General features: G+C 52.7%; 11 protein-coding genes. 3 read left to right on the top strand and 8 right to left on the bottom strand.

What is annotated here, in order from left to right:
- Positions 1–219: 219 nt before the first annotated feature.
- The 4 genes from J2T14_RS21735 to J2T14_RS21720 form a co-directional block, all read right to left on the bottom strand.
- On the bottom strand, positions 220–2325 hold the full coding sequence (locus J2T14_RS21735; RefSeq protein WP_307474119.1) for a glycoside hydrolase family 36 protein: 2106 nt from the start codon (positions 2323–2325) through the stop codon (positions 220–222).
- A 217-nt stretch (positions 2326–2542) separates the two neighbouring features.
- Positions 2543–3853 (bottom strand): ABC transporter substrate-binding protein, encoded by a 1311-nt coding sequence (locus J2T14_RS21730; protein ID WP_307474117.1) that lies wholly within the window; start codon positions 3851–3853, stop codon positions 2543–2545.
- Between the two features lie 150 nt (positions 3854–4003).
- On the bottom strand, positions 4004–5680 hold the full coding sequence (locus J2T14_RS21725) for a response regulator transcription factor (protein WP_307474114.1): 1677 nt from the start codon (positions 5678–5680) through the stop codon (positions 4004–4006).
- On the bottom strand, positions 5673–7511 hold the full coding sequence (locus tag J2T14_RS21720) for a sensor histidine kinase (RefSeq protein ID WP_307474112.1): 1839 nt from the start codon (positions 7509–7511) through the stop codon (positions 5673–5675). Before J2T14_RS21720 ends, J2T14_RS21725 begins: the two co-directional genes overlap by 8 nt.
- A gap of 210 nt (positions 7512–7721) precedes the next feature.
- On the opposite strand from J2T14_RS21720, the gene J2T14_RS21715 reads away from it, so the two are divergent.
- From J2T14_RS21715 to J2T14_RS21705, 3 genes are all read left to right on the top strand, one after another.
- Positions 7722–8612 carry a carbohydrate ABC transporter permease gene (locus J2T14_RS21715; RefSeq protein ID WP_307474111.1) on the top strand — a complete coding sequence of 297 codons (891 nt, stop codon included), beginning with the start codon at positions 7722–7724 and terminating at the stop codon, positions 8610–8612.
- Positions 8612–9451 (top strand): carbohydrate ABC transporter permease, encoded by an 840-nt coding sequence (locus tag J2T14_RS21710; RefSeq protein WP_307206123.1) that lies wholly within the window; start codon positions 8612–8614, stop codon positions 9449–9451. Before J2T14_RS21715 ends, J2T14_RS21710 begins: the two co-directional genes overlap by 1 nt.
- 333 nt (positions 9452–9784) lie before the next feature.
- Positions 9785–10585 carry a hypothetical protein gene (locus J2T14_RS21705; RefSeq protein ID WP_307474108.1) on the top strand — a complete coding sequence of 267 codons (801 nt, stop codon included), beginning with the start codon at positions 9785–9787 and terminating at the stop codon, positions 10583–10585.
- Positions 10586–10794: 209 nt separating this feature from the next.
- Here J2T14_RS21705 and J2T14_RS21700 read toward each other — a convergent pair whose 3' ends face one another.
- From J2T14_RS21700 to J2T14_RS21685, 4 genes are read right to left on the bottom strand one after another with little or no spacing between them, the layout of a single operon-like run.
- Positions 10795–11562 (bottom strand): ABC transporter permease, encoded by a 768-nt coding sequence (locus J2T14_RS21700; RefSeq protein ID WP_307474106.1) that lies wholly within the window; start codon positions 11560–11562, stop codon positions 10795–10797.
- Entirely contained in the window at positions 11563–12324 is a 762-nt protein-coding gene (locus tag J2T14_RS21695) for an ABC transporter ATP-binding protein (RefSeq protein WP_307474105.1), read from the bottom strand. It abuts the gene before it with no gap.
- A gap of 14 nt (positions 12325–12338) precedes the next feature.
- Positions 12339–13205: a pentapeptide repeat-containing protein gene (locus J2T14_RS21690; protein WP_307474103.1), complete on the bottom strand. Its 867-nt coding sequence runs from the start codon at positions 13203–13205 to the stop codon at positions 12339–12341.
- A 14-nt stretch (positions 13206–13219) separates the two neighbouring features.
- A complete protein-coding gene (locus J2T14_RS21685; protein ID WP_307205023.1) occupies positions 13220–13549 on the bottom strand; it encodes a PadR family transcriptional regulator in 330 nt (109 codons plus the stop codon).
- Between the last annotated feature and the right edge of the window lie 81 nt (positions 13550–13630).

Below are 13630 nucleotides of genomic sequence, written 5' to 3'. Positions count from 1 at the left end.
ATTCATAAAATCAGTTGACTTACCTGTAAAATACGTGCGTACTCCATTTAGAATACATTGTAGACTTCCGCTATAAGAGACTTTATTTATAGCTTACCGATGAATCAGAATTAATACCAAGCCGTACAGCGTAATTACGTCCAATCCTGTTAATCTATTCCGTCGGATGGACGTCGAAAGAGGTTATGCATAGGTTAAGCCGGACGCCGCGGATGCCGCTTATAGCTGAATCTCGAACAGTCTTGCCGTTCGAGAGGCAGGTAATGTGACGGTGAGCGAGCTGTCCGCCGCGTTCCACGTCCAGTCCGTTCCTGCCGCGGGCGCTGCCGGGTAGGCGCAGCGAATCGCCGGCTCGGCGGCGTTGCCCGGAGATGCCGGCAGCGGCAGCGTCACCTCAGCCGACTCGCCGGCAACGCGCCAGACGGCAACATACAAGCGGTCGTCTCGGCGCAGCCCGAGGCTGACCCATTCGTCGCCGTCGCTTGGCAAGCCGAGCGGCCAGAACGGCAGCGCTTCGCGAATGTCGCCGCGAATCGTCTTGTAATAATCGAGCGCTTCCTTCACCAGCTCGCGACGGCGAGGGCTAAGCTCGGCCAGATGGCCGCTCTGGTGGACGCGCAGCAGCAGCGCGTTGACCATGTTGAAGACGACCTCTTCGTCATCGCCCTCGCGCAGCGGATACGACCAGATCGCCGATTGCTCCGGCGTAAGCGCGGCCGGCGACCCCGCGGCAATCGCCGCATAGTTGACGTAGTCCTCCTGATCGCTCGTCGACTGAATGCTGTGGCGGCTCAGCATTGCGTAGTCCATCCGCATGCCGCCGCTTGAACAGTTCTCGATGACCAGTTCGGGGTAACGGGCGAATATGCTATCCAACCACTGCAGGTAAGCACGATTATGCTGCAGCAAACCGTCGCCCATGCTGTCCGCGTCCGTCTCCGTGCCGATGCCTGCATTAATGTTATAGTCCATCTTAATGTAGCCGGCCCCGTAGTCCTCCACCAAGCGGCGAATGACTTCATCCGCATGCGCGATGACCGCGGGGTTGCGGTAGTCGAGCTGGTATCGGCTGCGGTCCTTCACCCGCTTGCCATGCCGCATGAAGAACCAGCTATCGTCGGTCTCCGCCAGCTTCGGCGAATGGATGCCCATAACCTCCAGCTCCAGCCATAAGCCGGGAATAAGCCCTTTGCTGCGGATATAGTCGAGCACGTATTTGATGCCTTCGGGGAAACGTTCCTCGGAAGGCATCCACTCGCCGACACCGTCCCACCATTCGCCCGGCGCGTACCATCCCGCGTCGATGCAGAAATATTCGCAGCCGACATCCGCAGCTGCATCGATGAGCGGCAGCAGCTTCTCCGTCGTCGGTGAACCCCACAAACAGTTCATATAATCGTTGAAAATAACCCGAAGCAACTTATTATCGTCATTCTGCCTCCGAATAGCTCGGCGATATTGCGTCAATTGCGCAATCGCCTGCTCGAAGCCGCCTTGTACCGCGCCGACGGCAACCGGCACGGACTTGAACGACTCGCCCGGCTCGAGCTTCAGCCACCAGTGGTTGTCATGCTCCGTCGGACCGCTCAAATAAAGGTACATGTGATCGTTCTGATCGGACATCTCCGCATGCCACGAGCCGTTATGCTCGATCTGCCAGAACAGGCTGCCGCCAGTCTCCTTGTTCTCCAATACGCCCATCGGAAGATTCTCGGCAGCGGACCATGAGCCCGTATTACTGAAGGCGAGCCGCTTCGAACCGCGATCGGCGAGATGGGACAAGCCGATCTCCGGCAGCTTGTACGTCCGCCATTGCAGCTCGCTTTGCCAGCCGCTGTGCGCGACGGTCAGGCGCATCTTGTCGTTCCGATCCTGTATGCCTTCCTTATCCACGCCCGTCAAAGCGAACGAGGACACATACTCCACTTCCACCTGCTCCGAGCCTGCATTATCCAACTCTACCCAACAACGAACCGTCTGAATGCCATCATAGAATTGATAATGCTGCACCGCCCGCAGTCCCGTCTCGGGATCAACGAGCGTAACCGCGATCAGCCTGCCCAGCTCGTTCCGCGAGTCCTCATGTCCGCGGTACACCATGCGCAGCCCCGGATAGGAAGCGCGATGCGAGCGGCCATGATATTCGGCCCGATCCTCGCCGGTTAGCTGCAGCTCCAGCATGCGGAAGCCCGGCAGCTGGTTATCCTTGACCGCACCCGATTCCAGCGGCGCAGCGCCAAAGTGCACCAGCCTCACATCCCCGCTCTCCGTCACGTCGAACATGAGATATAACCCGTTTTCCTCAATCAAATATCTACCCGCCATCGTCCATTCATCCTCCCTTGATTACTAGTTGCCTCACCTTATACACTTTGCTTATCAATCGTAACTCTTTGCCTCCGCCCAACGCCTCCCCTACGGCTATGTTGGATTTCGCTCCAACGGTCAGATATCGTTACGGCGCCTCCCGTGTACAAAGAAAGCCCAGCACTGCGAAAGTGCCGGGCTCTATCCTCGAAACAGACTCCTATTCAGTTAGCTCTTATTGAGCAGAACCGAATTGTACCCATGCCTTCTGGATTTCGTCGATTGCCGCGTCTTTCGACTTGCTGCCGCCGATATAGGCTTGCATCAGCTCGCCGAATTTTTGGTGGAACGTATCCAGCGAGTAGTTGACTGTCAGGTCGCCGGATTTTTCCGTTTTCAGGATTTCTTCCATTTGCTTAGGCATATCCAGATCAGGCAATGGAGCGTCCTTGATCGGAGGAATGACTTTCGCTACGTTCGAGAACCATTGCTTGCCGTAGTCGGAAGTGTACAGCCAGTTGAAGAATTCGATCGTTTCTTTAGCTACTTTGGAATCCTTGTTGATGCGAAGCGCTTGATCGGCGCCTGTAATCAGTTGGTTCTGTTCTGCCTTCTCGCTAACCGGGTAACCTACGATGCCGATCTCGATATCCGGCGTGATTTTCTTGATCGCCTCTTCGTCCCATGCGCCTTTGCCTGTCATGAATGCCGCTTTGCCCGTCGCAAAATCGCTCACTTCGGCGTTGCTGTCACGCTCAAGCGGCTTCGTCGTGCCATGCTCAACCGTCAGGTCGATGAAGTTAAAGAAGTTGTTGTACAATACAGGGTGATCTTTGATCGTCGTCTCGCCGGCGATGAACTTGGCAACCAATTCCTTCGGCGTCGTGCCTGCATCTTCGGCAGCCGCGTTCACGAAGTTTTGGAAGATATGCTTCCACACCCACCACTCTTTGTAAGCGTTAGCGAATGGCGTAATGCCTTTCGCTTCAAGCTTCGCAATGGCGTCTTCCATTTGCGCCGTCGTTTTCGGCACTTCGGTGATGCCTGCGTCAGCAAGCAGCTTCTTGTTGTAGATCATCATCATCAGGTTGCCTTTAACAGGCAAACCGAGGATTTTACCGTCGGTGGAGCTCATGTTGATTTTTACGGCATCCGTCATTGCAGCCGCAAGCGGCTCGTTCGTCAGATCGGCGCTGTATTCGGCGAACGTATCGATGTCGCCGCCAGCCGTTGTCTGGAATACGTCCGGCGTGCTGCCGGCCGCAATCTTCGACTTCAATACCGTGTTATAGTCGGCTTGCATAATTTCAAGGTTGATCGTCACATTCGGCTTCACTTTTTTGTACTCTGCGATGTAAGCGTTGAATGCATCCGTGTATTCCGGCGATGCCGTGAACATGTTAATCGTTACGGCCTTGTCCGCACCGGCTTCTTCGCCGTTTCCAGCGTTCGTGCCGTTGTTTGTTTCATTGTTGCCGCCGCATGCGGCTAATATCCCGACAATCAGCACGAGACTGACCGACAGCGCGAGAAATCTTTTCAACATGGTGTTGCCCCCATTTCCCTCATTTGTTGTTGTCTTCGTAGCCTATTGTAAAGAAATCACAGTAGGATAAGAATGTACATAAGTGAATAGTTAAGGGTAAAAAAGTGTAGTTTGCCGTCGGTTCACTTTTTGCCACCTGCTTATATTCTCTTATGCGTCCTGATGAGCTGTACGATATTCCGAGGGCGATACGTTGTAATAGTTGCGGAACGCCTTGCTGAAATAGTTTTTGTCCTTATAGCCCAGCATCTCGGAAATATCTTGGATTTTCAAAGCCGGATCGCCTAGCAGCTCCTTCGCCTTGTCCATCCGCACCTTCTGGACGTATTCATGGATGCCATAGCTGAACTGTCCCTTGAACAGCTTCATTAAGTATTCCCGACTTAAAAAATATTTCTCCGCGAACATCGAAATTTTAATATCCTCGAAGTAATGGTCGTCGATATAAGCTTTAATGTCCGCGACCTCGAACGGCCGATTGGCGCTCTGCGCCTTGCGAATCAACTCGCTGTAATAATCGAGAACGCCGTAAAGCAGCGCCTCGTACGTCTCGAAAGAATCATAGTCGGCCGACAGTCCCATCGACCTGAGCGGATGATCCTCGCCGATCGGAAGCTGCTCCTCCTTGACGCCAAGCTCCAACGCCATGTCGTTGAGCAAAATGATATATTCGGCCATGACGCGGTCGGACTCCCCTATCGTGAAACGCTCGGCAGACCTCCATCGCTTCGTCAATTCTCCAAGTATCGATCTGGCATGCTGTATATTGCCCGTCTCCAGCGCGCCGCGAATAATCGTCATTCGGCCCGTAATCGAGACCGACGAACCGTCCCGTTCCCGTTCTTTCTCGCGCTCTTGTCCGCCGCCTTCTTTCCCTGTGGCGCCTGTCGCCATGACCGTCGTTCCTTTCAGACGGAGCAGATCGACGCCGTACATTGCCGCCCTCGCCCCGTCATAGGAAGAGGCAATGTCAAGCGCGTAGCCGCATGCCGCTCCAACGCCGATAACAACCGTTATGCCGAACAGCTCCTGCAGGGCGGAAGCCGCCCTCTTCATTTGATGGAGCGAATGGTAAGCGATATCCTCGCGATAGCCGCCTTTCATCGTCAGTACGGCAATAAGTTCGCGTTCCTGCTTCGGATTGGCGAAGCTGAACGACTGGAAGCGATCGCCCGCAATCTCGTTAAGCACGTTGGAGACGGCGAAGTGCAGCAGATCGGTATCGTTATGGAAGCGGCCGCTCCTTATGCGCTCCAAGTTCAGAACGCGAAGCACAACCGCCGCGAACCGATTACCGGGTTCGTCCGCGCCAATCAGCGGCAGAAAAGCCTCGTTCGATTGGCTCTTGAAGCTTCGTTCGATAATGGAGAGATATACTTTCTCCTTCAGCTTCGGAAGCGACATATTAAGCGTAATGTTGCGATTGATGAACTCGCTCTCGCGCTTGCGCTTCGCATCCAGCAAGTCGATCGCCTTGCGCAGCGCTTGGTTCAGATCTTGCCGGTTAATCGGCTTCAGCAGATAGTCCACGACCTTCGAGTGAATCGCCTGCCTCGTGTACTCGAAGTCGTTATAACCGCTAATGACGATGGTAAGCAGATCCGGATAATCGCGCTCCACCACTTGCAGAAACTCCATCCCGGTCATCTCGGGCATCTTCATATCCACCATGACGAGGTCGATCTTGTTCTCTGGAAGCAGCTCCAGCGCCATTCGTCCATCGGATGCTTCCAGCACCTCGCTAACCCCAAGCCCTCTCCAATCGCCCAATATGCGAATCGCTTCGCGCAGCGGCTCTTCATCGTCGACAATAAGCACTCTATACATAGCTGCCGCCTCCCCGCGGTAATAACATTTGCATCTCCGTACCGGCATTATCCGTCCTGATGACAAGCTCCGCTTCCTCGCCATAGAGCAGCTTCAGCCTCGTATTCAGATTCACGAGGCCGATGCCGTCGCCGGCATTGTCGCCCTGACGCTCGTCCCATTCCTTGCGGAACGACTCCCTTACCTGCTCTAGTCGTTCTTGCGTAAATCCGGGTCCGTCGTCATGGACCGAAATAACCGAATGCTCGGCATCCGCCCTCGCTCCGATACGGATCGTGACGGTGCTCGACACCTTCTCCAGCGCATGCTTGATCGCATTTTCGACCAACGTTTGTATCGACAGCTTCGGTATTTCCAGCTCCATAAGGGATTCGTCCCAGTCGTACACGACTTGCAGCCTGCTCCCGAAACGCGCCTTCTGCAGCGCCATATACCGCTCGATATGTTGCAGCTCCTCTCTGGCGCGAACGATGTCTCTGCCGCTGATCGCATAACGGAGCGTAAGCGCCAATGCATCGATCATATCGGCAATGTCGTAGCGCTCGCTCTTAAGAGCTTTGGTCGAGATCGCCTGCAGCGCATTATACAGAAAGTGCGGGTTGATCTCCGCTTCCAGCGCCTTCAGAATCGCGTTTTTCTCCACCAGCTTCATTTTGTACCGCTCGTTGATGAGCTCATTCGTCCGGCGCACCATCAGGTTGAAATGGCGGGACAAATACGCCAGCTCGTCCTTGCCGACGACCTCCGTCTCCGCCTCGAAGTCTCCTTTACTGAACCGGTTCATCTGATAAGAAAGCTTCTTAAGCGGCCTCGTAATCGCATTCGAGAAAAACGTCACAAGGATGAGCGCGAGCAGCAGGAACATGAATCCGATCAGGAAATTCAAGTTGCGCGTTGTTGTAGCGGCCGCATAGATCTGTCGGTATGGAATCGGCTTTACGAGCTGCCAGCCGTCCTGCTCGCCCGTGTTGTAGACGACCAAATATTTCCGATCCCCCTCCGACCACGTCAATCGCCCCGACCGCTGCTCATCGAGCCGCTCCAGCACCCCGTCAAGCTTCATCCGGTTGTAGAAAGAGGGATCGTCCATGGCGAACGGAACATGATCTCCCGGACTGAGGAACATGAGATGCTGGCCTTCGCTGAACGGAATATCCTTCATTATGTCGTCCTTCACCGACGAATTGAGATAGAACGACAGTACCGCCTGCGGCTCGCGAGACGCGATGGAACGCAGTACGCGGTGATACGCCATGAAGCTTGTCGTTGTATCGACGGGATATCCGGGCTTCGCATCGGCCAGTTCGAAGGATTGATAGGCTTGATTAACGGGATTGTCCATCGCCTCTTGAAACCAAGGCAGACGGACGATATTAGGATCGATTGCCGTTCGTACCGTAACGTTGTAATTTTCTTTCGTAAGCGCATAGTACTTGCCTTGCTCCACAACATACAGGTAGATCGCCTCTACGTCCTTGCGCGAGAAATACAAATTGCGCAAGTACTCCTCTACAAACATGCGGGACGCGTATTCCTCCGACTCATGCATGATGGCATAAGTTAGCTCGTCATAATTGATTTGCGGCAGCGACAATTGCTCGATCCCGTTCAAGTAGTCCTCCAGGTTCTGATTCACGAGCAGCAGGTTATTCGATGTGCTCGCGATGCTGCTCGCCACCGACTCCTTCTGGAGCATCTGGTACGAGATAAAGGTGAGCGAAGCAACGACGAGTATAATAATGGTCGCGAAAAGCAAAATAAGCTTGTTCGCAAGCCGCCTGTTCACATGTTCGATCAGACCCGTTAATGCCTTGGATGCCCGGTTAACCAATGGCTCATCCCTCCTTTTTATCGGGGCGCAGTCCGAAGCCTAGCTGTTCACCTTTTTACCCCTAACTGTTTTCTTAAATCCATTTTGACGCTCATAGCGCTGCTTTATAATCGAATGTAGCGATTGCTCCTTATCATACAATAAAAGATTGTTTTGTATAGGCTTTGTGCACATGAGGCCTACATGAACCGCAATGAAAGAGGTGTACTCATGTTCAAGTCTCTAGGGAGAAAATGGAGCGAGAAGCTTGAGTTCGGCATATTCACACTGCCCGTGCTGATCTGTATCGCTATCGCATTTTATATCCCGTTCGCAATGACCATTCGTTACTCCTTGACGAAGTGGAACGGTATTTCCAAACACCCTACGTTCGTAGGACTGGATAACTTCAAGCAAATTTTCACGGGTGACGCGAACTTCACCAGCTCCGCTTGGTTTACGATCAAGTACGCCGTATTGTACATCATCATCGTGAACGTGCTGGCGATTCTGCTCGCGATTGTACTCGATATGAAGCTGAAGTCGACGACGTGGCTAAGAGCGGCCTTCTTCGTTCCGTACATTCTTAGCCTTGTTATCGTCGGTTTCATCTGGAAGTTTATATTCATGCAAGGCTTCGAATCGCTTTACGGCAGTACAGGCTGGGGCATCTTCAGCCTAAGCTGGCTCGGCGAGCCCGGTCTTGCGTTCGTGTCCATCCTGCTTGTATCGGTATGGCAATCGATCGGCTTCTACCTCGTGATCTATATCGCCGGCCTTCAATCCGTGCCGGATGACTTGAAGGAAGCGGCGACCGTCGACGGCGCCGGACCTGTTAGGCGGTTCTTCAGCATTACGCTGCCATTGCTTGCACCGTCGATTACGATCTCGGTATTTATGGCATTAACCAACTCGATCAAAGTATTCGACGTCATTCTGTCGCTGACCGGCGGCGGGCCCGGCGGTACGACGTACAGTATCGCGTATGACATCTACCGCGATACGTTCCAGAACAATCTGTACGGCTATGGCACGGCCAAAGCGCTCATTCTGTTCGTTGCCGTCCTGCTCGTCACTATCATTCAATTAGCGATCTTCAAACGCAGGGAGGTTGAAGCCTAATGAAACGCAACCGCCAAGGAAAAGCCGGACGGATCGTGCTCGAAATCGTCATGGTCCTTCTCTCGCTCGTCTTCCTGTATCCGTTATTCTTAGCGATCAACAACTCCTTGAAGAGCTTCGGCGAGGTCATGACCGACGTTGTCGCATTGCCGAAGAAGCTCGTCTTCGAGAACTACTCGTACGTATGGTCGTTCATCGACTATCCGAAGCTGTTCTTGAACAACTTCATCATTACGGGCGTCGGACTGGCGGGTATCGTATTCGTCTCCTCGATCGCCGCTTATAAGCTTGCACGTACGAAGTCGCGCTCGAGCGCGCTTCTCTACATGCTCTGCATTATGCCGATGCTGATTCCGTTTCAGTCGATCATGCTGACCGTATTGCAGCTTGCCAAGGATCTTAACCTGTCCGAGAGCACATGGGGGCTCGGCGTTCTGTACTGGGGCTTCGGCGCACCGCTGGCCGTATTCATCTACCATGGCTTCGTGAAGGGTATTCCAAAAGAAATCGACGAGAGCGCGACGATCGACGGCGCTTCGGGCTTCCGCTTGTTCTTCAGCGTTATCTTCCCGTTGCTCAAGTCGGTAACGGCGACGATCATCATCATCGACGTGATGTGGATTTGGAACGACTTCCTGCTGCCGCTCCTTATGGTGAACGGTTCGCCGGATACGAAGACGCTTACGCTGGCCGCGTACACCTTCGTCGGTCAATATACGTCCGACTGGCAATATGCGATGACCGCCATGGTCATGGCCGTGCTGCCTTCGATCATCGTGTTCATCTTCTTGCAGAAGTACATCGTCAAAGGCGTCGTAGCCGGCGCAGTAAAGGGTTAATCGATTATAGGGTTAAAGGCGTTCAGCCGGAGCTGTCCTTGATGGACGGGCTCCCGGTTGAACGCCTTTTTTCTATGGCTGTTGCCGCGGCCGCCATGCTGCTAGCCCGTTACTTGTTTACTGGGTGCAATAACGGGAGGTTTTCCAGTTAATGATGGTCGGCAACTGCTTTCGGCAAAATTAACGGTATTAATTCCAGTTATTCCAACAACCTCGCGCTTGCGCAGCTCAATGTTTCCCTTCACCCGCCGAATGCAGCAATCCCTTTTTTCAAAAACGCCTCGAAGTGGTAAACTATTATTATCGTTGTCCAAACAGAAAGGCGGAGAACCAATGGTACATACGTTCAACATTGTTCCTGACACATACACGCGCTTCGAGGATGAAGCGGAGCTTATCGAAGAATGCAAAGGATGGGGTCTTCTGTCCGACAAGGCCAACAAAAGCAAGTCCTTTACGTACAAAGGCAACGGCATGAACCTAACGTGCACGATCGCCGGATATGTCGATTCCTACACCGCCGTTATCCAGTTCGAAGACGGGCAGCTCCACTGCGTTCATCCATCGTACTTAAAGGAAATGCAAGCCTCGAGTTACAGTCAGAAGTCGACGGCAACAGCGGCGTCCTCCGATCCGGAAGGCATCGGATCCATAACAACGGCAGAAGAACTACCGAGCTCAGAGGCAGCTGTCGAGATCTCGCAAGCAGCCGTAACAGAGGATGAACCGGCACCCCCAGCCGAACCGGCTGCCGCAGCATTGCCTCCTATCGAGGATATTTCCGAAGAGCCTAAGCCGAAGGCGAAGGAAAAGACGTCCAAGCGAGCACCGAAGCTGGCGCTTCCGGAAGAAAAGGTCAAGATGACCGCGACGGTCCAGGAATTCACGAGCGTACCGAACAACTTCTCCGATAACGAGGACGAGGTCATTATTTACGAAGCGGTATCGATTATCGATCCGGCGACCGAAGTCGGCCTTGCTTGGTCCAGCCATAGCGCAACCCTTAAGAAGCTGGAGCTTGAGGTTGGAGACACGTTAACTTTCGAATGCAAAATCGTAGCAAAGAAGCTGACGAAGCACCCCGTTCCTTACAAAATCAACAACCCCGCGAAAATCCAGAAGGTACAAGCTTAGCCTAGATACCGAAGCGAAGCCGCATAGAGGGATACGGTCCGAAATTTCGCCGTTCCCTCCTTGCAGCCGCAGGCCGCGATATATTATGCAATGGGACCAAGCACAAAAAAACGAACGGCCTCCGCAGCAGTCGTTCGTCTTCATGTCTTCGTATAGATGGGAGCATCCCTTATTTCGGGATGGTACCAGCGAAGCTGACATTACCTGTATCACGCCCGCTTTTTATACGCCCTCATCGCAAAGAAATAGGCTACGATCAAAATCCCGACGCACCACGCAAGAGCGACCCATATATCATTTCCCACCGGCTGATCCGACAACAGTGCACGAATGGCTTCCACGATCGAGGTCACCGGCTGATTTTCAGCGAAGACACGAACGACCGATGGCATCGACTCGGTCGGCACGAACGCCGAACTGATAAACGGCAGGAAGATAAGCGGGTAGGAAAAGGCGCTTGCGCCATCGACCGTTTTAGCAGACAGACCTGCAATGGCCGCTAGCCATGTCAATGCCAGCGTAAACAGAGCGAGTATGCCGACAACCGCAAGCCACGACAGTATCCCCGCGGACGAATGAAAGCCCATAATCAAAGCGATGAGAATAATGATGATAAGGGATATAGCATTGGATACCAATGAGGTGAGCACATGTCCCCAAAGAAATGCGGAACGTGAAATGGGCATGGTTTGAAACCGTTCGAATATGCCCTTCTGTACATCGTTGAACAGCCGAAAAGCCGTGTAGGAAATTCCGCTAGCAATGGCAATTAGAAGTATACCTGGCAGCAGGTAATTCACATAATTATCCGTTCCGGCTTGAATGGCTCCGCCGAACACATAGACGAACAGCAACATCAACGCGATCGGAGTGATGGTGACCGTAATAATAGTGTCCATGCTGCGAGAAATATGACGCATAGAACGTCCTAGCATAATGCCCATATCGCTGAAGAAGTGTTTCTTTACTCCATCCATTTACTTTCCCTCCCTTTTGCCGACGATTGCAAGAAATATATCCTCTAATGTCGGCTGTTTTTCAACATACTCCACCTTTGCGAGCGGGAACATCTTTTTCAGCTCCGAAAGCGTGCCGCCGGCAATGATCTTACCCTCATGAAGAATGGCAATTTTGTCGGCAAGCTGCTCTGCCTCTTCCAAATACTGCGTGGTTAGAAGAACCGTCGTACCGCCTTTGGCAAGCCCTTTGACAATCTTCCATACCTCGATACGCGCCTCAGGATCGAGTCCTGTGGTCGGCTCGTCGAGGAATATGATCTTTGGTTTTCCCACAAGGCTCAAGGCGATGTCGAGCCTGCGGCGCATGCCACCCGAATAAGTGGATACTCTGCGGTCTGCGGCTTCCGTCAGGCCGAAGCTTAGAAGCAAATCGTCTGCAACCTGTCGCGGGTTTTTAAGGTATCGCAGCTTGGCAATCAAGATAAGGTTTTCCCGTCCGGTCAATAATTCGTCAACGGCGGCAAATTGACCGGTCAGACTGATCGCTTGTCGCACATTCTCGGGTTTTGAAGCAACATCGAATCCGTTTACGGTAACGGATCCGCCATCTTGTTTGAGCAGCGTGGTGAGGATTTTGACGACCGTAGTCTTGCCTGCCCCGTTGGACCCGAGCAACGCGAAAATGCTGCCCTCTTCCACCTCGAAATCTACGCCCTTTAGGACCTGAAGATCCTTATAGGACTTTTTGAGCCCCGTTACTTTAATTGATTTGGTCAACATATTTTTATCCCCCCTTAAATTACGGTAACCTTAGACAGATCGACCTCCATGCCTTTAAGGGCGGCATAGGTCAGTTTATCCATCATTGCGCCGTCAAAGCAGATGGTTTTGATCATGCGATAGTACTTTTTCGTTAAAGCAAACCCGGGCTGGAAAGAAACATTTCTAAATGTAGCGCCCTTGAACGAAACTTCGGTTAATGCCGCTTTGTCAAACTTAACGCCGATAAACGTCTGTCCGTCAAAACACTGCCCGCTCAGATCAGAATGTTTGAAGTCAACCCCATCAAATAAACAGCCTTCAAAAATCGTTTTTCTAAGGTCGGTCATCGTTAACGTCACGTCGGTCAGCCTTACTCCCGTGAATTTGGCTCCGTCAAGCCCCGACTTGCTGAAATTGGTTCGTACAAGGATCGTCTTATTGAAGCTTGCATTTGCCAGGTCAAGTGCGGATAGGCTGCAGTCCGTCAGATTCGCGCCGTCAAAATTGGCTTCGCGTACGTCGCTGCTCTTAAACGAACTGCCGGTCAAATCTGCGCCCGAAAAGTCGGAACCGTGCAACGCGCTGCCTTTAAACTGTCCTTTATGGGCCGTAACGCCTGCAAAGTCGCTTTTCGCCAGGTTGCTTGCGCTGAAGTTCGTCACCACCTGACGTTCCAGCGAGCGGGAGAGGTTGGCGACCTCCAGGATCGTTTGCTCGATGTCGCCGATACTCTCAATCGTCATCTTAAACGCTGTTTCATCGTCCTTGCCCTCAGCTTTGAGTTCACGGAACCGCTCCTGCAAATCGGAGTGCAGGTCGGCCTTTAATTCGGTGGCGCTTTTTACTCCATCGTATGGCGTAAATACGCCGTTCAAATAATTCGTCAATTTCTGATTCATAACATCATCTCTCCCTATAATAAGTTTTCAAGCACGCGCTTTGCGTACTCCCAATTGCTTTTGTTGCGGGCGTAAGCATCTTTGCCCTTTCCGGTAATCCTAAAATATTTACGCCGGCCGCCCTGCGATTCATCGCCCCAATACCACTCGATATCGCCGTCGGCCTCTAGCCTCCGGACGCTCGAGTACATCGTGGCTTCCTTTAATTCATACTCGCCATCCGAGCGCTCGGCAATCAGTTTGACAATCTCGTAGCCGTAGCGGTCAGCTTCGGACAAGAGCCGTAAAATCATCGTATCGGTATGTCCTCGCAGCAGGTCGGATGTAATTTTGTTTTCGCTCATGTAATCAACCTCCATGTCTGTATAATACGACATACTACTGTGAGTGTCAAGGTAATATTTTTGTTCTAATACCTTGTTGAG

Source organism: Paenibacillus harenae, from assembly GCF_030812415.1.
GTDB lineage: Bacteria > Bacillota > Bacilli > Paenibacillales > Paenibacillaceae > Pristimantibacillus > Pristimantibacillus harenae_A.
Note: the sequence above shows the minus strand (reverse complement) of the source record. Positions and strands in the feature narration are given on the sequence as shown.